The sequence below is a fragment of the Cytobacillus oceanisediminis genome, from assembly GCF_007830235.1.
Classification (GTDB): domain Bacteria; phylum Bacillota; class Bacilli; order Bacillales; family Cytobacillaceae; genus Cytobacillus; species Cytobacillus oceanisediminis.
Genome location: NZ_VLKI01000002.1, coordinates 309065 through 331191 on the forward strand (window position 1 = coordinate 309065; position 22127 = coordinate 331191).

Genomic DNA, 22127 nt, shown 5'->3' on the forward strand with positions numbered 1-22127 from the left:
ACCCTTTCTTCATCATGCTAAAGTAATAACATATTAATAACCGAATATAAAAATTCTTCTTATCAAGAGAGGTTGAGGGACTGGCCCTATGACACCTCGGCAGCGGACATTGTGTACCGTGCCAAATCCAGCAAGCGCGGCTTGAAAGATAAGAAGAGGACCATTGATAAATGCTGCCCTCTTCTTTCTTAAGAAGAGGGTTTTTATTTTATCCGGAGTAATAATTATTTTAAAAGTTTGAGATAGTATTCATATACATATGAATAATTCTTATCAAGAGAAGCTGAGGGACCTCGCCCTATGAAGCTTCGGCAGCAGGCAAGTATGCACTGTGCCAACTCCAGCAAGCGAAGCTTGAAAGATAAGGAGAGGAACAAAAAAACCTCTTCTGAAGAGAAGAGGGAATTTTTAGGATATAATTCTTAGTTTTCGCATTGGAATAATAGATAAAGAGAGTACCAGGTACCGGAAAAGGAGAGAGGCAAGATGATTGAGTTTCAGAACTTGAAAAAGGTTTATGAGAGCGGAGGACAGCAAGTTGCCGCTTTGAATGGGATAGATTTAAAGATTAATAAGGGAGAGATTTTTGGCGTAATCGGTTTTAGCGGTGCAGGCAAAAGTTCTTTGATCCGCTGTGTGAATTGGCTGGAAAAGCCGACATCAGGAAAGGTCATTGTAGGCGGACATGATCTGACTGCTTTATCGGTGAAGGAAATCCGTGAAGTGAAAAGAAATATCGGAATGGTTTTCCAGCATTTTAATCTCTTAAATTCCAAAACGGTATTTGCCAATGTCGCGATGCCGCTACTATTGGCAAAGGTTCCTAAGGAGGAAATTAAGAAGCGGGTACATGAACTATTGGATTTCGTGGGCCTGGCGGACAAAGCCAATAACTATCCGGATCAGCTATCAGGCGGGCAGAAGCAACGGATCGGAATTGCAAGAGCGCTGGCTACACAGCCTTCCATCCTGTTATGTGATGAAGCCACATCTGCACTTGATCCGCAGACAACCAGCTCCATTTTGCAGCTTCTTAAGAAGATTAACAAAGAATACAACATCACGATTCTCATTATTACTCATGAAATGGGCGTCATCAGAGAAATTTGCGACCGGGTCGCTGTCATAGAGGCTGGGAAAATCATTGAAGAAGGAACGGTGTTTGATGTCTTTTCATCACCAAAAACACAGACGGCTAAAAACTTCGTCAGCACGGTTATGAATGATCAAATACCAGAATCTATCAATGAGGTTATTGAGAATCAGAAAGGTCTTCAAAAGATATTCAAGATCAACTTCGTCGGCCGATCTGCAGGGCAGCCGCTTCTCTCGCAGGTTGCGAAAAAGTTCGATATTGATTTCAACGTTCTTTTTGGAAATATTACCGAACTGCAGGGAACGCCGTTTGGAAATCTGATTGTTGAGTTCCAGGGTACAGACAGTGAAATCAGCCGTGCGATTCAGTATATCAGCCGGGAAAAAGTTTCAATAAAGGAAGTGACATCACGTGCTAGTTAATCAGGAGAAAATTATTGAGGCATTAATCGAAACCATTCAAATGGTAGCCTTCTCGCTGCTATTCTCTGCTGTTATCGGACTGCCGCTTGGGATCTTGCTTGTCGTCACAAGAAAAGGGCATTTGCTGGAGAATCTCGCAGTTTTTAATGTAATAAACAGCATTATTAATATTTTCCGATCCGTTCCATTCATTATTTTGATGGTAGCGATCATTCCAATCACGAGGCTGATTGTGGGAACATCCATTGGAACAGCAGCTGCGGTCGTTCCCCTTGTCTTTTATGCAGGGCCCTATATTGCAAGATTAATAGAAAATTCATTGCTGGAAGTAGATCCAGGAGTCATTGAAGCGGCAGAAGCAATGGGAGCTACACCCGGGCAAATTATTTTTAAATTTCTGATCCCGGAAGCACTTAGCTCGCTTGTATTAGGTTTTACAATCGCGACAATCGGACTTGTCGGGGCGTCCGCAATGGCTGGAGCAGTCGGAGGCGGGGGTCTTGGCGACCTTGCCATTACTTATGGCTATCAGCGTTTTGATACAACAGTCATGTTAATTACAGTAGCCATTTTAGTTGTAATGGTTCAAGGCTTGCAGTCATTCGGAAATATTTTATCCAAAAAAATCAGAAGAAGATAACCTAGGAGGAAACATTCATCATGAAAAAATTATTATTATCATTCATTATTCTAACATTGGCGGTATTCACTGCTGCATGCTCAAGCGCATCTGGCGGAGAGGAAGAAACAAAGAAAATTAAGCTTGGTGTCAGCGGATCCGATACACGCATCTGGGATTTTATATCAGAAAAGGCTGAAAAAGAAGGCATTGAAATAGAAGTAGTTACGTTCTCTGACTATGTTCAGCCAAACGTAGCCCTTGCAGAAGGAGATCTTGAAGCAAATGCATTTCAGACAGTCGCTTATTTTGACACATTCATCGAAGAACACAATATGGACCTTTCACCAATCGCGACAACTGTATTAGCGCCAATGGGCCTTTATTCAGAAAAAGTTAAATCACCAGAGGAAATTCCTGAAGGCGGCAAAATCGCCATTCCAAATGACGCTTCAAACGGCGGAAGAGCTCTTCTTTTGTTGGAGGAAGCAGGACTTATCAAGCTTTCAGAAGACTATGACGGAAACCTTGATCTTGATAAAATCGTTGAAAATCCAAAGAACATCGAAATCGTAGAAATGGTAGCAGCACAAACACCGCGTGCGCTTCCGGATGTAGCGGCTTCCATTATCAATAACGGAATTGCAGTTGATGCAGGCTTCAATCCAACAGAGGATTCCATTTACCATGAAAATGAAACGGCTACACCTTATGTAAACATTATTGCCGTAAGAACAGAAGACAAAGATAACGAAACCCTTAAAAAAATTGCAGAACTTTACCAGGAAGATGATGTAGCTGAGTTTATTAATGAAGAATACAAAGGAAGCATGATTCCTACCTTTATTCCTTTAAGTGACATCGGCTGGTAAGTTCTGATCAGCTTTCTTTAAAAAAAATCTGAAGGAGGAATTACGATGACGGCACCTGTAAAAGCATTATCTGAACTAAAGGAAGCAATCAAAAGAAATGTAGAGTCTAATAAAGAACGATATCTTTCAGCAAGCCACCAAATTCATGAAAATCCCGAAATAGGGAATGAGGAGTTTTTTGCCTCAGGATTGCTTTCCGGCATCCTTGAAAAAGAAGGTTTTGAAGTTGAGCGTGGAGTGGCTGGACATGAAACAGCATTTCTTGCTCGGAAAAAATCAGGCAAGCCAGGCCCGTCCATCGCTTTCCTTGCAGAGTACGATGCCCTTCCAGGCCTTGGGCACGGATGCGGTCATAATATAATTGGAACCACAAGTGTGGCAGCCGCCATTGCTTTAAGTAAGGTAATGGATGAAACCGGGGGAGAAGCGGTTGTTCTGGGGACACCTGCTGAAGAAGGGGGACCAAATGGAAGTGCGAAGGGAAGCTTTGTCAAGCATGGTTTGCTCGAAGGCATTGATGCTGCTCTGATGGTACACCCATCCAATCATACGAGGCTGACCAGTTCTTCCCTTGCTGTCGATCCGCTTGATTTTGAGTTTATCGGCAAGCCAGCCCATGCGGCTGCTTCCCCGGAAGAAGGGATTAATGCCCTGGATGCTGTTATTCAGCTTTTCAATGGAATTAACGCTCTTCGCCAGCAGTTGAAGGATGATGTTCGGATTCATGGGATTATCACACATGGCGGAGATGCGCCAAACATTATCCCTGAATATGCAAAAGCGAGATTTTTTATCCGTGCTTCAACTAGAACCGGGTTGAATGAGGTAACAAAAAAGGTTAAAGCAGTTGCTGAAGGTGCTGCTCTGGCAACCGGCGCCAAACTGAATGTTATCGCTTTTCAAAATGAAGTCGATAACCTTCTATTAAATAAGCGCTATGATCATGTATTTAAAGAAGTCATAGAAGAGCTGGGTGAGACTGTCGTGGCAGGGGGAAGAGATGGGATCGGTTCAACGGATGCTGGGAATATCAGCCAAGTAGTCCCGGCCATCCATCCTTATATTAAAGTAGGTGCCGATGATCTTGTCGCCCACACGGTTCCTTTCCGGGAAGCGGCAGCTTCCGCTAAAGGCGATGAAGCTTTAATAAAAGGTGCAAAGGGCCTTGCTTTAACTGCCTTGCAGCTAGTGACTAATTCCACTCTGCTTGATTCCATAAAGGAAGAATTTCGTGAGCGGAAAGCAGCAGAAAAAAAGAAGTAATTGTTAAAAGCTATCCTGATTGGAGCAGGATAGCTTTTTTACTCAGTAGTTTTTGTATTGTACGGATTAAGTCTTATTTATCCTTCATCCGCTCCTGTGCCATACGTACAAGCTCCTTCACCATGTTACCGCCAATTTTACCGCCAACAGTTCCAGCCTGCTTGGAAGTCAAACGGCCATTATATCCATGCTGCAAAGGCACGCCAACTTCCTCAGCTACTTCATATTTCACACCATCGGGATTTTCCCGGTCAACCTGGTATCCCTGGTTTGCCATTACTTGATTTTTCAGTTGGTCCAGTGCTGCCCTGGATTCCGGCACAAGGGGCCGGCGCTTTCTTCTTGCCATTCTGCATTCCTCCTTCTCGATATTCTTTTTCCTTATTATGTGCCGATTTGACGGATTTACCCCTTATGATGAAAACGCATATTAAATAAGAAAAGACTTGTACATAACGTTTTGAAAAGCTATTCTATTGTTAAGACAATGACCTTGAACGTTTTGTGAACAAATCTGAAAAGAAGGTGTAATCAATTGGCATTAAAATACCTGTTAGCCCTGTTGCTTCCCGGTCTGCTTGTATTGCTTTTTACAAGAGTGAGCTACAATCGTGTGGTTGGCCTTGTGTTGACAGTGGGACTCATTGCAGCTTCCGTTTATAAAGGATATACAGATACACTAGGGCTTATTGTGGCAGATGCGCTTTCACTGACCGCCGGCTTCTGGTACGCCCAAAAAATGAGGCCAAGTTCTAGAAAAAGTGTTTAGAAATAAGTGAATAGATTTTTAAAAGACATTCTTAAGAGACATTTCTCGTATTACCTGCGGGAAAAGAGACACTCAAATAATCAGGTAATAACTTTGGACATATTCTTCAATCAAACGATTGATTGATAAAATGATGGCTAGATGTCTGCTTCCTGAGGTGCAGTTATTAGCGTTGTGATGTATTTACAAAAGTAATAAAATGAGTTTATATAATTTCGTTTTGAGTGGTGAAAAGATGAAAATTGATCAGGTTGATAAAACAATTCTTGAGCTGCTTTCCGATAATGGAAGAATGTCTTATGTAGACATTGGAAAAGAACTAGGAATTTCCCGTGTTGCTGTCAGGGAGCGTGTGAATCAAATGATTCAAAAAGGAATCATTGAAAAATTTAGTGTTGTTATTAATTCTGATTCAGTAGGTAAAAGTGTTTCTGCGTTTTTCGAGGTGGATTGTGAGCCCGCACATTTAGTTAAAGTCGCCGAGACATTAGCGAACAATCCACAAGTTGCCAGCTGTTATCAAATGACAGGACCGAGTACATTGCATATGCATGTTCTGGTAAATGATTTTCCAAGTCTGGAATCCTTTATTAATAAGGAGTTATATGGGTTAGAAGGGATTACCAGAGTAGAGAGCCATATTTTATTAAGGCGCTTTAAGAGTAGAACCGGTTTGAAATTATAAAAATTCAGACTCTACATACCGGGGCGGCTGCTTCCTCCTCGGTCAATATTCATCTTAGAGTTATTTTTAATCTTTTGAACTTCATCCAGATTAAAAAATATTTACACCACCTTCCTTTATAACAGGCTAACCTCCACCCTCGAATCGGGTTTTCCTTTTCTTCGATTTCCTTTTTTTAGGCGCTGTTAAATTTGCTTTCAGCACGAGGTACTCAGCGAACCGCGGGCGGTCCTGGAGCCTCCTCGGTGCATTCTCACCTGTGGGGTCTCCCGTTGAGACGCTTCTCCCGCAGGACATTGAATAAGCATCCAGGAAAAGACTCCGCACAAAGGAAATGCGAAAGCATTTTCGCGGGATTAGCACCTTCCACTCCAATAAACAGGGTGCTAAAATCAACAATAAGCTTTAACACAGCTTTTTATTAAAATTCTCGCATGTGCCCCATTTACTACTCAATTTTAAGTGCTAGGTATTAAAGTAGGAATAACCTTATACCTAGCGTTTTTTTTTTACTCAAAAAAATAACCCAATAACATTAGGTATTGAAAGTAACATTTTTATTTAGAAGAAGTCATACAAATAAGACGATAAGTTGCTTGTACCTATTGAAATAGAATGGAGGTTAGATATTTATTAGTTTAATCACTGAATCGAAAAAGTGTGTTAATTACAAGAAATCTTATTTATCTGGCGATATATCTGCAGGTATTATTGTAGCGGTTTTATTTATCCCTCAAAGTATGGCTTACGCAATTATTGCAGGTGTACCGGTTCAATTAGGATTGTATGCCGGGACTCTTCCGCTTATAGTATATACACTATTTGGAAGTTCTAAGTTTTTATCGGTTGGCCCTGTTTCTATTGTTTCCCTTATAGCTTTTTCTGGTATTTCCGGCATCACTGAGCCGGGCTCTGCTCATTTTGTAGAACTGATTATACTGCTTGGATTAATGGTTGGATTTATTCATTTAATAATGAGTTTTTTTAAAGTTGGGGACTTTTTTGATTTTATATCACCTAGCGTTATTAATGGATTTATATCTGCTGCAGCCATTATTATAATTGTAAATCAACTTAAGTCAATAATGGGAATTTCGCTGCCTGAGTATCAAAATTTTTTCCAATATGTAATGGAAGTAATAGTTAAACTTCCGCAAGTAAACCCTTACACCCTGACAATAGGCTTAGTAAGTGTTTTTATATTGGTCCTTTTAAAGAAGTGTACCCCCCGATCACCCGGTCCACTACTTGTTGTTCTTGTTTCTATTTTTTTAGTCGGTGTTTTTGATGTGCACAAAATGGGTGTGGACATCGTTGGAGAAATACCAAAAGGGTTGCCCAAACTAAAGATTAATTTACCGTCACTTTATACAATTCAGTTATTGTTTCCTACTGCTCTTATCATCGCATTCATCTCTTTTCTCGAATCCTATGCAGTTGTTAAATCATTTAATAATAGAGAAAAGGAACCGATCAACACAAACAAAGAGTTACTTGGATTGGGACTCGCAAACATCGCTAGTTCATTTACTGGATCAATACCAGTAGCGGGAGCTCTTTCAAGAACAGCGGTCAATTATCAGTCAGGCGCAAAAAGCAGGCTTGCACTCCTTCTGACTGCTTCTTTTATTATAATTTCACTTCTCTATTTGACACCACTTTTTTATTTTTTACCGAAGGCATCGCTGGCTGCTATTATTATGGTTGCTGTTTCAAGCCTTGTGAAATTCAAGCAATATTCCCTTAATCATGCACCTGGTGAGCTGTTTATTTTTCTCTCAACGTTTATATCAACATTAATGCTGGATATTTTTTGGGGGTTATTAATAGGGATTATATTCTCGATTCTTCTTTCCCAGATCAGAAAAGCACTTTATTAAACTGCATATAAGAGTTGAAAATAATGTATTTAAAGGCCACTCCAAACTGGATTGAGGTCTTTTTTCTTTTTGCGGGAAATCATTTTAACAAAAAAATAAAGGTAAAAGAAGTGTAAGGTTTTATCCCATAAATCTTTAAAATTTTTAAAAATGCCCAATGTAAGTCAATATAACGTGATAATGTAATATTCGTCCTTACGCAATAATGAATATTTAAAATTTTCAGAATTATAATTGATAATATAACCAAGCTTTGGTACACTTGTTAAGTAAAAGGTGAAATGTTTAATATTTAGTGAATGTAAAAAAAGGTTTTTGGTTAACAAGTGTAAGTGAATTGCAGTCATTCTTATCAGAAATAATAGGGGGGTGATTTATTCTTGTGAGTATAGAGGTTTTCCGTTTGATGACATATTCTTTTAGTTGATTCGCAATATTTTCAAATTTATTTTTATAAAAGAGGGGGCTTTTTAAGTGAAAAAATTTTTAGTGTTAATAGTCGCAATATTCCTTGTTTTTAGTTTGGCAGCTTGTGGATCATCGAATAGCACTTCAACTAAAGCGGATTCGAATACTGGTGAAAAACCAAGTGAATCGGCCAAGTCTGATTTTCCTAAAAAGCCAATTAAACTTATTATTCCATATGGACCGGGAGGGGCAACAGATGTCATTTTCCGTTTAGTTGCTAAAGAAGCTGAAAAGCATCTTGGGCAGCCTGTTGTTCCGGTTAATATGGAAGGGGCAGGGGCGACGCTCGGGGCTCGTCATGTAAAAGATGCTAAACCGGATGGATATACAATCTTAGGAAGTCACGACACTATTGCAACGTCCCACTTATCTGGCTCTTCTGATTTTTCCTTTGACGCTTTTGAGCCGATTTCATTATTGACAAAGACGATTAACATCCCTTCTACCAATTCAAAGTCGGGTATCAAAACCGCAGCAGAGTTTGTTGAATATGTGAAAGCAAACCCGGGAAAAGCGAAGATAAGTATGATTCCAGGTTCAACCAGTCATTTTTTCATGGCGCAATTTTTGGCTGAAACCGGAATTTCTACTGATGAGATCCGCTTTGTTGGTTATCCGGGAACAGGAGATGAAGTTGCAGCTTTATATGCAAACGAAGTAGATTTCTCTATGTTAAATATCCCGTCCGGAAAAGGATTCTATGAGGATGGGTCCCTTATTCCTGCTGGTATAGCACATAATGAAAGACTGGATTTATTGCCTGATACCCCTACTCTTATCGAACAGGGAATTAACATTGAAAATGCTACAAACCGTGGAATTTTTGCACCGAAAGGAACTCCAGAAGAGCATATTGTCATCATTGAGGAAGCTTTTAAAAAGGCCCTTGAAAGTGATGAAGTTAAAAATAAAATCAACGATGAATTAGGATCTATTACAAGTTTTATTCCTCATACAGAATACAAGGATTTTCTTGATAAGCAAGAAGCTAAACTAAAAGAAATTGCAGAAGGACTCGATTTTAAAAAGTAATTGATATATTGCCGAATGGGAGTAATGATGAGTTCAAATAAATAAATAAATGAATGAATGAATTAAATCTTGAACTCATCTTAGTTCCATATCGTACACAGTAACCGTACGACATTGAATGAGGGGTGATAGAAATGACAAAGGATCGTTCTCTTGCTTTAGCAGTAGGAATTTTTATCGTCATAATGTATGTAGAATCAATGCAGATTGCGGAAAAGTCTAGCTGGCAAGTATACGGCTCTGCTTTTTATCCTAGAATTTTGCTTGCAATAATGGGTGCTCTAGCTGTACTGCTATTTATTAATTCATTTAGAAATAAGAAACCAAGTACCTCGGAAAAAAATATAAAAGATCTTAAATCTTTTTGGACCGAATACAATAAAATTATTTTTTTGTTTATCGCATTTTTTGTTTACGTTTTTATTCTTCCTATAGCTGGTTTCATTATTGCTACCGCTCTTTATCTATTTATCTCGCAGGCTATTCTAATGGGTGTTAAAAGGAAAAAGAAATTACTATTAAATGTTTCGGTGACTGTCATAACAACAATGTCGGTATTTGTGATCTTTAATTATGGATTAAATGTTTGGTTGCCATAAATGAGGAAGGGGGTAAATTATGGGAGAGTTTTTTATTCAAGCGCTAGGTGAAGTATTAAATCTTTGGACCTTGGTTCTAATTACAATCGGTGTCATTTTTGGAATTGTCGGAGGCTGTATCCCTGGATTTACTATCACGATGGCCATTTTGGTTGCTTTTCCATTTACGTTTGCGATGGATCCTATTAATGGTTTATCCCTTATGGTCGGGATCTTTGTTGGGGGTTACTCGGGGGGCTTAATCTCAGGTGTCATGCTTGGAATTCCGGGAACGCCTTCCTCCATTACAACGGTTTATGATGGCTATCCAATGGCTCAAAAAGGAGAACCTGGACGGGCTTTGGGAGTTGGTGTGCTTGCATCTTTTATTGGAACCATCATTAGTGTAGGTGTACTGGTAATATTCGGTCCTTTAATCGCAAAGTTTAGTCTTAACTTTCGCCCTTGGGAAATTACAGCAATGATAGTTTTTACCCTTACACTGGTTGCCAGTCTTTCAAACGGAGCTATGATCAAAGGGTTAATTGCGGCAGGATTCGGGTTATTTATTGCAACCATTGGACTTGACCGCAGCGGGAATTTGCGTTTCGACTTTGGGATCAATGAGTTTTCAGCAGGTTTTGAAATGCTTCCCGTTATGATTGGGATTTTTGCATTTGCGCAGCTGATGGATAATGTTCAGAAACTGAATAAAGAAAAAGAAAAGAATACAAAAGAACCAGATATGAATGTTCATATTCCATACCGTCAAATTGGAAAGGATTTATGGTCGCAAAAAATGAACACTTTCCGTTCAGCTATGATCGGAAGTATTATTGGAGCTCTTCCAGGAACAGGCGGATCTGTTGCTAATTTTGTGAGCTATGATCAATCCAAAAAGTTTTCAAAACATCCTGAGAAGTACGGGAAGGGTATTCCAGATGGAATTATTGCGTCTGAAACTGCCAATAATGCCGTAGCGGGCGGTGCCTTTATCCCAACTCTTGCCTTGGGGATTCCTGGTGATCTGGTTATGGCTATTATGATGGGTGTGTTAATTTTACACGGTATCACACCTGGTCCGTTAATGTTTTCAGAGCATCCAGTACTTATAGGGGCTATTTATGTAGGTCTCCTTGTAAGTGCGGTTATCATGCTTGCGGCGCAGTTCTTATTAATCAGGGTGTTTGCCAAAATATCATTGGTGCCACAAGCTATATTGGTTCCGATAGTACTGATGCTGTGTGCAGTCGGTGCGTTTGCGTTAAATAATACTGTTTTTGATATTTGGGTCCTTTTTGGATTCGGGCTTATTGGCTATTTTCTATCGAAAGCTAAAGTGCCTTTAACCCCTTTAATTTTAGGGGTAGTACTTGGACATAACCTTGAGAATCAAATATTCCGGGCCTTGGAATTAGACTCAAGCTGGTTAACATTTTTTACAAGACCGCTATCTTTGTTATTTTTTGTTTTTGCATTACTCTCCATTATTGTTTCCATAAAGCAAAATAAAAGGGCTGCACAAACAGAGGGTGGGGGCATAGTCGGAGATGAGACAGATCAAAAGATATCTTAAACAAGTATAGCTCGCAATGTCTCTGCGTAAACCGAAAGCGATAAAAATATTAATAGAAGGAAACTAGAGCATCCCTATTATTATTTTTATTAATTACAATTTAGTGTTAAGTATTCTTTCATTGTGCAATTAAAAGGTTTCGATAAAAAATTGATTCACTCAATAGGAACTATATCTATATAAATTAATAAATAAGGAGAATTATAAAATGCTAAACTTTGATTCTTTATATAATCCTTCCTCATCTAAAAGAATGACTGTTTTTGGCAGCAGGGGAATGGTTGCAGCCTCACAGCCATTGGCTTCTCAAGCAGGCCTTGACATTCTTAAGCAAGGGGGAAATGCCATTGATGCTGCTATTGCAACAGCGGCGGCCTTAACAGTAGTAGAACCAACTTCGAACGGAATTGGAGGAGATGCTTTTGCTATCGTCTGGGTGAAAGGGGAACTTCATGGATTAAACGCCAGCGGACCATCACCAAAAGGTATTTCAATTGAGGAAGTTAAAAAACTAGGATATGAAGAGATGCCGCAGCACGGTATGATACCTGTTACAGTCCCGGGTGCACCGTCAGCCTGGGCAGCATTATCTGAACGTTTTGGCAAGCTTTCCTTAAAGCAAACCCTGCAGCCTGCCATTGAGTATGCAGAAAAAGGGTATCCGATATCACCTGTTATTAGTCAGTTATGGGAAGAGGCTTATGCAACCTATTCTAAGGAAGAAGGTGAAGAATTCAAACACTGGTTTGAGGTGTTTGCACCAGAAGGGAGATCCCCTAAACCGGGAGAAATATGGAATTCCCCGCATCATGCAAGTACATTAAGATCCATTGCGGAAACAAATGCAGAATCCTTTTATAGAGGAGAATTAGCTGAAAAAATTGATCAATTTTCTAGACAGAACGGAGGATTCATAAGGAAAGAAGATCTTTATTCCTATAGCCCTGAATGGGTTAATCCAATAAATGTAAAATATAGGGGGTATGATGTATGGGAAATTCCCCCAAATGGTTCTGGGATGATTGCGCTAATGGCTTTAAATATATTAAATAGCTTTGATATGGGTGATGGGGGTTCGATTGACACTTATCATAAACAAATTGAAGCAATGAAACTGGCATATGTGGATGGTTTTAAATATATTACCGAAATAGACAAAATGGGTGTTTCTGTTAAACAGTTATTATCCGAATCTTATGCTGAGGTACGTAGAAGTCTAATCACTGAAGAGGCGATGTTTCCAGAGCCGGGGGATCCTCTAGCTGGCGGAACGGTTTATTTAGCTGCAGCTGATGAGGATGGCAATATGATTTCATATATTCAGAGTAATTTTAAAGGGTTCGGATCAGGGGTGGTTGTTCCTGAAACAGGCATTAGCCTACAAAACCGCGGATTGTCTTTTAAGCTGGAAGAAGACCATTATAATTGTCTGGAGCCAGGGAAAAAGACATATCACACAATTATTCCTGGCTTTTTGACAAAAGATGGTCAGCCAGTTGGCCCTTTTGGTGTAATGGGAGGTTTTATGCAGCCCCAGGGCCATGTGCAGGTTATCATGAATATGATCGATTTTCATTTGAACCCGCAAGCAGCTTTAGATGCTCCGCGATGGAAATGGGTGAATGGCAAAACAGTAGAGGTTGAACCTCATTTCCCTGATCATATTGCTCAGGCGCTGGTTCGCAAAGGACATCAAATCGTAAAAAGAGTAGACAGTCTTAGTTTTGGAAGAGGACAGATAATAGTCAGAAATCCTAAGACAGGAGTACTGTCAGGAGGTTCAGAATCTCGGACAGATGGGATAGTTCTTGGCTGGTAAAAAAACCAGCCATCTTTGTTTAACCATCTAAACACCATAAACTAATTTTACCTGGCCAAAGAAAATTCAAGGTGGTGGCTATTGCCAATTTAGTTCTGATTCGGTAGTTCGTTAACAAATAGAAGGAAATGAAGTCAGGAACACTTTTTTATTTAATGAAAAAGGGGTGCATACAGTGAAATGGGATCAACTTTATTACCTTTCAGCTTTAAAGCTATTAACGGCATGTGTTTCCCTTAATTGCCTGGCAAAAAGTAAAGGTGTGGCCGGGACGGGTGCCGTATGCTAATGGAGAAAGGTTCTGAAGGCGGAAAAGAGTCACCGGAAATAGCTTCGGCTAAAGAATCAGACGGAAAAACAGCTTTACATAATCAATTTAAACTTGCTTGGGCTTTTTTTAAAGTAGGGATGTTAGGGTATGGTGGGGGTCCTTCCTCTATTCCACTTGTTCATAAGGAAGTTGTTGAACGATATAAATGGATGTCAGATGATGAGTTTGGAGATACGCTTGCCCTTGGCAATACTTTGCCGGGGCCAATTGCTACGAAAATGGCGGGTTATATTGGATATAAAGTAGGGGGGATAACAGGACTGATAAATGCGGTCTTAGCTACCGTTGTTCCAACTATAATATTAATGATCATTTTGCTCACCTCCTTGTCTACATTTAAGGACCAGCCATGGGTGGCTGGAATGACACAAGCAGTAGTGCCGATTGTTGGTGTTATGCTTGCCGTATTAACTTGGGAGTTTTTTAAAAAATCAAAAGAAGGAATCGGCTGGGGAGGAAGTATAGGACTTGCCGTGATCAGCGTCGTCTTAATTGAATTACTAAACATTCATCCGGGAATTTTAATTTTTGTTTTATTGGTTTCCGCCCTTTTAAAGAAAGATAAAGATGATGAAATAAAGGTTGAGGAAAGGCAGGGGGTCTCTTGATCTATTGGAGTATTTTTATTGCATTTTTCATACCTGGTATTCTTGGGTATGGTGGCGGCCCTGCATCAATTCCGCTTATAGAAAATGAAGTAGTTAACCGTTACGGATGGATGTCGATTAACGAATTTAGTGAACTTCTTGCAATGGGAAATGCGTTACCAGGTCCGATAGCAACGAAAATGGCCGGATATATCGGCTTTCAACAGGCTGGAATATTAGGGGCCTTTATAGGTGTCTTCGCAACAGTAGCTCCATCGCTCATTTTAATGATTGTGCTATTAAGTATTCTTTTTAAGTTTAAAGATTCATCAAAGGTACAACGAATGACAAAGCTGATCCGTCCGACAATTGCAATGCTGCTTGGTGTTATGGCCTACGAGTTTTTCGTAAGTTCTTATACAGGGGCTGGGCTTTTTCAGACCTTTTTTTTAATAGCGGCCGGCTATTTATTGCTTGAAAAATTAAAAGTCCACCCGGCCTTAGTTATAATAGGTGCCCTAGGTTATGGAGCAGTCTTTTTAGGCGGAATAATATAGGATAAAGGATCTTTTAATAGAGCATTCAGCTTGTGACAGCGCAATTAAAAGGAAATACAAGTATATTGCTGTGGAGGGAAACTATGGAAACAATAACAAATATAAGTAGCAAGACCCTTTCAGAGAAGGATCGCAAATATTTGTGGCACCATATTTCACCATATAACGCAAAAGCAGATTCGATGGTGGTTTCTAAGGCCGATGGTGCCTGGATAACAGACAATAAAGGAAATAAATATCTGGATGCTATGTCGGGCTTATGGTGTGTGAATGCCGGCTATGGAAGAGAAGAGATGGCACAGGCTGCATATGAACAGATAAAAAAAATGTCCTTCTATCCGTTAACTCAAAGTCATGAACCAGCCATCCTGCTGGCTGAAAAATTAAATGAATGGCTTGATGATGATTATGTTATCTTCTTCTCAAACAGCGGGTCTGATGCGAATGAAGTCGCCTTTAAAATAACACGCCAATACCATGGACAGAACGGAGAGCCGGACAGATACAAATTTATCTCCCGTTATCGGGCGTATCACGGCAGCTCGATGGGTGCCTTGTCCGCAACCGGTCAGTCCCAGCGAAAATATAAATATGAACCCCTTGTATCGGGCTTTCTGCATGTCCGGCCACCCGACAGCTATCGTCGTCCTGAAGGCCAATCAATTGAAGAATTTAATCTGCATTGTGCACAGGATATCGAACAAAAAATTATCTGGGAAGGAAAGGAAACCATTGCCGGAGTTATAATGGAACCTGTTATTACAGGTGGCGGAATTATCATCCCCCATCAACTCTATATGAAAAAAATTGAAGAAATTTGTAATAAATACGGCGTTTTGCTTATAATTGATGAAGTTATTTGCGGATTCGGACGGACTGGAAAAAAGTTTGGTTTCCAAAACTTTGGGATTAAACCTGATATCGTTACAATGGCAAAAGGGATCACCAGTGGATACATGCCTCTTTCTGCAACAGCCGTTAAGAAAAGTATCTATGAAAAGTTTAAAACTTCATCAGAATACGGCCATTTCCGTCATGTTAATACATTTGGCGGAAACCCTGTATCCTGCGCAGTGGCGTTAGCAAATCTTGAATTAATGGAAAAAGAGAACCTGACAGAACGTTCTAGAACGCTAGGAGAAAGGCTTGCGAAGGAAATGGAAGACCTAAATAGCCATCCAAACGTAGGAGATATTCGTTCAATCGGTTTCTTAATGGGGATCGAACTTGTGAAGGATAAAGATTCCAAAGAACCTGCTCCACCTTCATATATTGGATCAATAATCAGTGAGTGTAAGGCTAACGGGCTGATTATCGGCAAAAACGGAGACACGGTTGACGGGTATAATAATATTCTAACACTGTCACCCCCTTTATCCTGTACAGATGAGGATTTTACATTTATTGTTTCATTACTCAAGAAAGTACTTAAAGCGCATCACTTATAAAAGTTATCAATTAATCTTATGATTAACTTAAAAGTTTAAAAAAAATAGAATTTATGGTCAATCTCTCAGCTTGTAGATAAAGTCTATGGTCTAGACTTCATCTACAGGCTTTTTATATTATCAAAAGTAAGTCTAAAGGGATTGTATTTAGAGTGGAAGAAAAAAATTTGATAAAGTACCTTCCAAAGGGCATTTTGGCCGACACTTTTAATTTAGCTGATCAATGTTTATTAATATTCATTGATCGGCTAAATAATAGAATTTAAATATTTACAAAAGTTAATCAAACGTTTGATTAACTATTCTTCGACACTCCCCAGCCTTTTTCGCCATATTTCCCAAGCAATACTTTATTGATAAAGGCTTTGTTAAATTTGCCTGTTGATTTCCGCTCCAGGCGCTCAGCAAACCGTGGGCGGAGCCTCCTCGGCGCCTTTGATCCGCACTCCCGCAGGACACTGAATCAGCTTCCCTGAATGAACACCGCACGAAGGAAATGAGTGTGCATTTTCGAGGATCACGCCCCTTCCACTCCAATCAACAGGGTGCTAAATTCAACATTGAGCTTTAATACAGCCTTAATAAAAATAAAAAAAACGAATATCCGTTCGCATATTATTGGTTTGTTTTAGGCACTTTGTGGTAGAATGATGATATGAGTTTTGAGTAAAAAACTGACAAATCAGCAGCATCCCGGCCTTCATTCATTTAATTTGCTGATTTGTGTTAATAAATAGATATAGGATATTTTTTGAACGGGAGGCTTTTAGGTGAAGGACCAATTCGAATTAGTCTCGAAGTATTCCCCGCAGGGCGACCAGCCGGGGGCCATAAAAAAAATTGTTGAAGGAATAAATTCCGGCAAGAAGCACCAGACGCTTCTGGGAGCAACAGGTACAGGAAAAACCTTCACGATTTCAAATGTGATCAAAGAAGTAAACAAGCCAACGCTTGTGATTGCCCACAACAAGACGCTCGCCGGCCAGCTGTACAGCGAGTTTAAAGACTTTTTTCCAAATAATGCTGTAGAGTATTTTGTCAGCTACTATGACTATTATCAGCCGGAGGCGTATGTGCCACAAACCGATACCTTTATTGAAAAAGACGCGAGTATAAATGATGAAATTGATAAGCTTCGCCACTCGGCTACTTCTTCCTTATTTGAGAGGAACGATGTCATCATTATTGCCAGTGTTTCCTGTATATATGGCTTGGGTTCACCAGAGGAATACCGTGAGATGGTACTATCTCTCAGAACGGGCATGGAGATCGAAAGGAATCAGCTTCTTCACAGGCTTGTAGATATCCAATATGAGCGCAACGATATTGATTTCCAGCGCGGAACCTTCCGGGTGCGCGGGGATGTAGTTGAAATTTTCCCTGCATCACGGGATGAGCACTGTATTCGTGTCGAGTTTTTCGGAGATGAAATTGATCGGATCCGTGAAGTGGATGCCCTGACAGGCGAGATAATCGGAGAACGCGATCATGTCGCCATTTTCCCAGCCTCCCACTTCGTAACACGTGAAGAAAAAATGCGGATTGCGATTCAAAATATTGAAAAGGAACTGGAAGAACGACTTGTTGAATTAAGAGAGAATGATAAACTGCTTGAAGCACAGCGTCTGGAGCAGCGGACCCGCTATGACCTTGAAATGATGAGGGAAATGGGCTTCTGTTCCGGCATTGAAAACTACTCGCGGCACCTGACGTTAAGGCCGCCTGGTTCAACACCGTATACGCTGCTGGATTATTTTCCGGAAGACTTCCTGATTGTGATTGATGAGTCGCACGTGACTCTTCCGCAAATCCGGGGCATGTATAATGGTGACCAGGCCAGAAAGTCTGTGCTGGTGGACCACGGCTTCCGTTTGCCGTCTGCCATGGATAACCGCCCGCTAACTTTCGCCGAGTTTGAAAAGCATGTGAGCCAGGCTGTCTTTGTTTCTGCGACACCAGGTCCGTATGAGCTTGAGCACACTCCGGAAATGATCGAGCAGATTATTCGCCCAACCGGACTGCTTGATCCAACCATTGATGTCCGCCCAATTGAAGGGCAAATCGATGACCTGATTGGCGAAATCCAGGAGCGGATCCAGAAAAATGAACGCGTACTGGTTACAACCTTGACGAAGAAGATGTCAGAGGACTTAACTGATTATTTGAAGGAAATCGGCATTAAGGTCCAATATCTGCATTCAGAGGTTAAGACGCTTGAGCGGATTGAGATTATCCGTGAGCTGCGGCTTGGAAAATACGATGTCCTTGTCGGAATCAACCTTTTAAGAGAAGGGCTGGATATCCCGGAGGTATCTCTTGTTACCATTTTGGATGCTGATAAAGAAGGCTTCCTCCGTTCCGAACGTTCTCTCATCCAGACAATTGGGCGGGCTGCGCGTAATTCAAATGGCCATGTCATTATGTATGCCGACCGGATTACTGATAGCATGGAAAAAGCCATCAGTGAAACAAAGCGGCGCCGTTCCATTCAGGAAGAATACAATGAAAAGCACGGCATAACGCCAATGACTATACAAAAGGATATCCGCGACTCAATCCGTGCAACCCATGCGGCGGAAGAGCAGGAAGAATACCAGCCGTCAGCCAAGCTCGGCAAGCTGAACAAAAAAGAGCGCGAGAAACTGATCGGCGATATGGAAAAGGAAATGAAGGAAGCGGCAAAAGCCCTCAATTTCGAAAGGGCTGCCGAGCTTCGTGATTTACTATTAGAGTTAAAAGCGGAAGGATGACGTAGAAATGGCGATGGATAAGCTGATTGTAAAGGGTGCCAGAGCCCATAATTTAAAAAATATCGATGTCACCATTCCGAGAGATAAGCTTGTAGTACTGACAGGGCTTTCCGGTTCTGGAAAGTCTTCCTTGGCTTTTGATACGATTTATGCTGAAGGGCAGCGCCGCTATGTTGAATCATTATCAGCATATGCACGCCAGTTCCTTGGGCAAATGGATAAGCCTGATGTTGATGCGATTGAAGGGCTGTCTCCTGCGATTTCAATTGACCAAAAAACAACAAGCCGAAATCCGCGTTCCACAGTGGGAACGGTGACAGAAATCTATGATTATCTGCGATTATTATTCGCACGGGTTGGGCGCCCGACATGTCCGATCCATAATATCGAAATCTCCTCGCAGACCATTGAACAAATGGTGGACAGGATTATGGAATACCCGGAAAGAACAAAGCTCCAGGTCATGGCTCCGCTAGTATCAGGCAGAAAAGGCACCCATGTAAAGGTGCTTGAGGACATTAAAAAGCAGGGCTTTGTCCGCGTCCGTGTTGACGGAGAAATGATGGATCTTGGAGAAGAGATTGAGCTGGAGAAAAATAAAAAACACTCTATTGAAGTAGTAATAGACCGAATTGTGGTAAAAGAAGGTGTAGCTCCGCGTCTCGCTGATTCAATGGAAACAGCGCTAAACCTTGGCAATGGCAGGGTGCTTGTCGATGTGATCGGCGAGGAAGAGCTGTTATTCAGCGCAAACCATGCCTGTCCGCATTGCGGCTTTTCAATCGGCGAACTGGAGCCAAGAATGTTCTCATTCAACAGCCCGTTCGGCGCCTGTCCGGAGTGTGATGGGCTCGGTTCAAAGCTTGAAGTGGATGTAGACCTTGTTATCCCAAATAAGGAGCTATCTTTAAAGCAAAATGCGATTGCACCTTGGGAACCGACAAGCTCCCAATACTATCCTCAGCTATTGGAGGCTGTCTGCAATCACTATGGAATTGATATGGATATTCCTGTTAAGGATATCCCTGAACACTTACTTGAGAAGGTTTTATATGGATCAAGCAAAGACAATATCTATTTCCGTTATGAAAACGATTTTGGCCAGGTGAGGGAAAACTATATCCGCTTTGAAGGCGTAATCCGCAATGTAGAGCGCCGCTATAAGGAAACGAGCTCGGATTATATCCGTGAGCAAATGGAAAAATATATGGCGCAGCATCCGTGCCCTTCATGTAAAGGTTACCGATTAAAGACGGAAAGCCTTGCAGTGCTGGTGTCCGGAAAGCATATCGGCCATGTGACGGCTTTTTCAATCGAAGAAGCATTCAGCTTTTTCGAAGACCTGGCTCTTTCTGAAAAAGAAATGAAGATTGCCAATCTAATTTTCCGTGAGATTAAAGAACGTCTTGGCTTCCTTATTAATGTCGGCCTTGATTACCTGACATTGAGCCGTGCAGCCGGAACTTTATCCGGGGGAGAGGCACAGCGGATCCGCTTGGCCACTCAGATTGGCTCGCGGTTGACTGGTGTCCTTTATATTCTGGACGAGCCATCTATTGGCTTGCATCAGCGTGATAATGACCGTTTGATTGATACGCTGAAAAATATGCGGGACATCGGCAATACATTGATTGTTGTAGAGCATGATGAGGATACGATGATCGCTGCCGACTATTTGATCGATGTTGGCCCAGGGGCCGGCGTTCATGGCGGCGAAATCGTTTCAGAGGGGACGCCTCAGGAGGTAATGGATGACCCTAACTCCCTGACAGGGTTATATCTTTCCGGGAAAAAATTCATTCCGCTGCCAATTGAGCGCCGGAAGAATGACGGCCGCTTTATCGAAATTAAAGGAGCCAAAGAAAACAACCTTAAGAATGTGAACGTCAAGTTCCCGCTAGGTTCCTTTATTTCTGTGACAGGCGTGTCTGGTTCCGGAAAGAGCACATTAATCAATGAAATACTTCACAAGAGCCTTGCACAAAAGCTTCATAAAGCAAAAACGAAGCCGGGTGAGCATAAAGAAATAAAAGGTGTTGAGCATCTCGAGAAGGTAATTGATATAGATCAGTCGCCGATCGGGCGGACACCGCGTTCCAATCCGGCCACTTACACGGGAGTATTTGACGATATCCGAGATGTTTTCGCTTCAACAAACGAAGCAAAGGTTCGCGGTTATAAAAAAGGGCGTTTCAGCTTTAATGTAAAAGGCGGGCGCTGTGAAGCCTGCCGCGGAGATGGTATCATCAAAATCGAAATGCACTTCCTGCCTGACGTGTATGTGCCATGTGAAGTCTGCCATGGCAAGCGTTATAACAGGGAGACCCTTGAAGTGAAATACAAAGGGAAAAACATTTCGGATGTTCTTGCAATGACTGTTGAGGATGCCTTGGAATTCTTCGAGAACATCCCTAAAATCCGCCGCAAGCTGCAAACCATTTTTGATGTTGGCCTTGGCTACATCACATTGGGACAGCCGGCGACAACCTTGTCCGGCGGGGAAGCGCAGCGTGTTAAACTCGCCTCTGAGCTGCATCGACGCTCAACTGGCCGTTCACTTTATATCCTTGATGAGCCGACAACCGGCCTGCATGTAGATGATATTTCAAGGTTGCTTGTCGTCCTGCAGCGTCTTGTAGAAAATGGAGACACCGTGCTGGTCATCGAACATAATCTGGATGTCATCAAGGCTGCCGACTATATCGTCGACCTTGGACCTGAAGGCGGAGACAAAGGCGGAACCATTTTAGCAACCGGAACCCCTGAAAAAATTGCCGAAGTTCCGGAATCCTATACAGGCAAATACCTCAAACCAATATTGGAGAGAGACCGCCTCAGAATGAAACAGCAAATTGAAGAAAAAGAAGGCGTGACAAACGCTTAATATGGGGGAAGCAGTGCCGATCGGGTGCTGCTTCTTTTTTTATGAGGAAAGATTACTTTTACAAAAACCAGGGTAAAGAAAATGAGCTAAACCACTCTGCACCAATCATAAGTCTTAAATTGTGAACTTAGCGAATAAATCATGATTTTTAGTGAAGAAACGATTAAAACTTGCGAATAATGCTATGGATTTAGCGAACAAATCCAGAAAACTCACGAACAAATTCATGGAATTAGCGAATAAGTTAAATTTATAAATCGAAGAAGTTCTACCTGAAGGAGAAATGTCTGTCAGGAGCCATTCAACTATGTAAAAACCGGATACAAGGTTACTGTTTCGTAGTTTATCGGTCATTTCAAATTAGAACCGGTCACATTTTCAATTTATCGGTCAGAATCCAGTTTTATCGGCCAGAATCGAAGTTTATCGGTCACTTTACACAATTTATCGGTCAGAATTTCAATATATCGGTCACTTCGCGTTCTTTCAAT

Annotated in this window: 17 protein-coding genes and 2 riboswitches; of the genes, 16 read left to right on the forward strand and 1 reads right to left on the reverse strand. The window is 41.2% G+C overall.

Features of this window, described 5'->3' with window-relative positions; translation table 11 throughout:
- Positions 1–56: 56 nt before the first annotated feature.
- A riboswitch (SAM riboswitch) is annotated at positions 57–155 on the forward strand.
- 112 nt (positions 156–267) lie between these two features.
- A riboswitch (SAM riboswitch) is annotated at positions 268–368 on the forward strand.
- A gap of 118 nt (positions 369–486) precedes the next feature.
- Genes IQ19_RS05280 through IQ19_RS05295 form a run of 4 tightly spaced genes read left to right on the forward strand, consistent with a single transcriptional unit; the run spans position 487 to position 4272 of the window.
- Positions 487–1518, forward strand: coding sequence for a methionine ABC transporter ATP-binding protein (locus tag IQ19_RS05280; RefSeq protein WP_144540660.1), 1032 nt, complete (start codon positions 487–489; stop codon positions 1516–1518).
- Complete coding sequence (locus tag IQ19_RS05285) at positions 1508–2158, forward strand: methionine ABC transporter permease (protein WP_144540663.1); 651 nt, start codon at positions 1508–1510, stop codon at positions 2156–2158. The genes IQ19_RS05280 and IQ19_RS05285 overlap by 11 nt, the downstream gene beginning before the upstream one ends.
- A gap of 20 nt (positions 2159–2178) precedes the next feature.
- Positions 2179–3009 carry a MetQ/NlpA family ABC transporter substrate-binding protein gene (locus IQ19_RS05290; protein WP_144540666.1) on the forward strand — a complete coding sequence of 277 codons (831 nt, stop codon included), beginning with the start codon at positions 2179–2181 and terminating at the stop codon, positions 3007–3009.
- Positions 3010–3054: 45 nt separating this feature from the next.
- Positions 3055–4272, forward strand: a complete 1218-nt coding sequence (locus tag IQ19_RS05295) for a M20 family metallopeptidase (protein ID WP_144540669.1) — start codon at positions 3055–3057, stop codon at positions 4270–4272.
- A gap of 73 nt (positions 4273–4345) precedes the next feature.
- On the opposite strand, the gene IQ19_RS05300 is transcribed toward IQ19_RS05295, so the two are convergent.
- A complete protein-coding gene (locus tag IQ19_RS05300) occupies positions 4346–4621 on the reverse strand; it encodes an alpha/beta-type small acid-soluble spore protein (RefSeq protein WP_144540672.1) in 276 nt (91 codons plus the stop codon).
- 186 nt (positions 4622–4807) lie between these two features.
- Between IQ19_RS05300 and IQ19_RS05305 the strand changes: the two genes are divergently transcribed.
- The 12 genes from IQ19_RS05305 to uvrA all read left to right on the forward strand — a co-directional run bounded on the left by IQ19_RS05305 (position 4808) and on the right by uvrA (position 21636).
- Entirely contained in the window at positions 4808–5041 is a 234-nt protein-coding gene (locus IQ19_RS05305) for a CsbA family protein (protein WP_144540675.1), read from the forward strand.
- Positions 5042–5276: 235 nt separating this feature from the next.
- Positions 5277–5726 (forward strand): Lrp/AsnC family transcriptional regulator, encoded by a 450-nt coding sequence (locus IQ19_RS05310; protein WP_144540678.1) that lies wholly within the window; start codon positions 5277–5279, stop codon positions 5724–5726.
- Between the two features lie 695 nt (positions 5727–6421).
- Positions 6422–7606, forward strand: a complete 1185-nt coding sequence (locus IQ19_RS05315; protein WP_277875289.1) for a SulP family inorganic anion transporter — start codon at positions 6422–6424, stop codon at positions 7604–7606.
- 474 nt (positions 7607–8080) lie between these two features.
- Positions 8081–9106 carry a Bug family tripartite tricarboxylate transporter substrate binding protein gene (locus tag IQ19_RS05320; RefSeq protein WP_199749380.1) on the forward strand — a complete coding sequence of 342 codons (1026 nt, stop codon included), beginning with the start codon at positions 8081–8083 and terminating at the stop codon, positions 9104–9106.
- A gap of 134 nt (positions 9107–9240) precedes the next feature.
- Entirely contained in the window at positions 9241–9705 is a 465-nt protein-coding gene (locus IQ19_RS05325; protein WP_144540684.1) for a tripartite tricarboxylate transporter TctB family protein, read from the forward strand.
- Positions 9706–9724: 19 nt separating this feature from the next.
- On the forward strand, positions 9725–11260 hold the full coding sequence (locus IQ19_RS05330; RefSeq protein WP_144540687.1) for a tripartite tricarboxylate transporter permease: 1536 nt from the start codon (positions 9725–9727) through the stop codon (positions 11258–11260).
- A gap of 208 nt (positions 11261–11468) precedes the next feature.
- A complete protein-coding gene (locus IQ19_RS05335; RefSeq protein WP_144540690.1) occupies positions 11469–13079 on the forward strand; it encodes a gamma-glutamyltransferase family protein in 1611 nt (536 codons plus the stop codon).
- Between the two features lie 282 nt (positions 13080–13361).
- Positions 13362–14018, forward strand: coding sequence for a chromate transporter (locus IQ19_RS05340; RefSeq protein WP_277875278.1), 657 nt, complete (start codon positions 13362–13364; stop codon positions 14016–14018).
- Positions 14015–14554, forward strand: a complete 540-nt coding sequence (locus IQ19_RS05345) for a chromate transporter (RefSeq protein ID WP_144540693.1) — start codon at positions 14015–14017, stop codon at positions 14552–14554. Before IQ19_RS05340 ends, IQ19_RS05345 begins: the two co-directional genes overlap by 4 nt.
- A gap of 83 nt (positions 14555–14637) precedes the next feature.
- The gene (locus tag IQ19_RS05350; protein WP_144540696.1) at positions 14638–16002 is read left to right on the forward strand and encodes an aspartate aminotransferase family protein; all 1365 of its coding nucleotides are present in this window, start codon (positions 14638–14640) and stop codon (positions 16000–16002) included.
- Positions 16003–16772: 770 nt separating this feature from the next.
- A complete protein-coding gene (gene uvrB / locus IQ19_RS05355; protein WP_144540699.1) occupies positions 16773–18752 on the forward strand; it encodes an excinuclease ABC subunit UvrB in 1980 nt (659 codons plus the stop codon).
- Positions 18753–18759: 7 nt separating this feature from the next.
- Positions 18760–21636, forward strand: a complete 2877-nt coding sequence (uvrA, locus tag IQ19_RS05360; protein ID WP_144540703.1) for an excinuclease ABC subunit UvrA — start codon at positions 18760–18762, stop codon at positions 21634–21636.
- The last annotated feature ends 491 nt before the right edge of the window (positions 21637–22127 follow it).

Excerpts from the sequence above, each read along its gene's own strand:
- IQ19_RS05310 (WP_144540678.1), top strand. The coding sequence starts at position 5,277 with ATGAAAATTGATCAGGTTGATAAAACAATTCTTGAGCTGCTTTCCGAT.
- IQ19_RS05295 (WP_144540669.1), top strand. The coding sequence starts at position 3,055 with ATGACGGCACCTGTAAAAGCATTATCTGAACTAAAGGAAGCAATCAAA.
- IQ19_RS05280 (WP_144540660.1), top strand. The coding sequence starts at position 487 with ATGATTGAGTTTCAGAACTTGAAAAAGGTTTATGAGAGCGGAGGACAG.
- uvrA (WP_144540703.1), top strand. The coding sequence starts at position 18,760 with ATGGCGATGGATAAGCTGATTGTAAAGGGTGCCAGAGCCCATAATTTA.
- IQ19_RS05290 (WP_144540666.1), top strand. The coding sequence starts at position 2,179 with ATGAAAAAATTATTATTATCATTCATTATTCTAACATTGGCGGTATTC.
- IQ19_RS05300 (WP_144540672.1), bottom strand. The coding sequence starts at position 4,621 with ATGGCAAGAAGAAAGCGCCGGCCCCTTGTGCCGGAATCCAGGGCAGCA.
- IQ19_RS05325 (WP_144540684.1), top strand. The coding sequence starts at position 9,241 with ATGACAAAGGATCGTTCTCTTGCTTTAGCAGTAGGAATTTTTATCGTC.
- IQ19_RS05330 (WP_144540687.1), top strand. The coding sequence starts at position 9,725 with ATGGGAGAGTTTTTTATTCAAGCGCTAGGTGAAGTATTAAATCTTTGG.
- IQ19_RS05335 (WP_144540690.1), top strand. The coding sequence starts at position 11,469 with ATGCTAAACTTTGATTCTTTATATAATCCTTCCTCATCTAAAAGAATG.
- IQ19_RS05350 (WP_144540696.1), top strand. The coding sequence starts at position 14,638 with ATGGAAACAATAACAAATATAAGTAGCAAGACCCTTTCAGAGAAGGAT.
- IQ19_RS05340 (WP_277875278.1), top strand. The coding sequence starts at position 13,362 with ATGCTAATGGAGAAAGGTTCTGAAGGCGGAAAAGAGTCACCGGAAATA.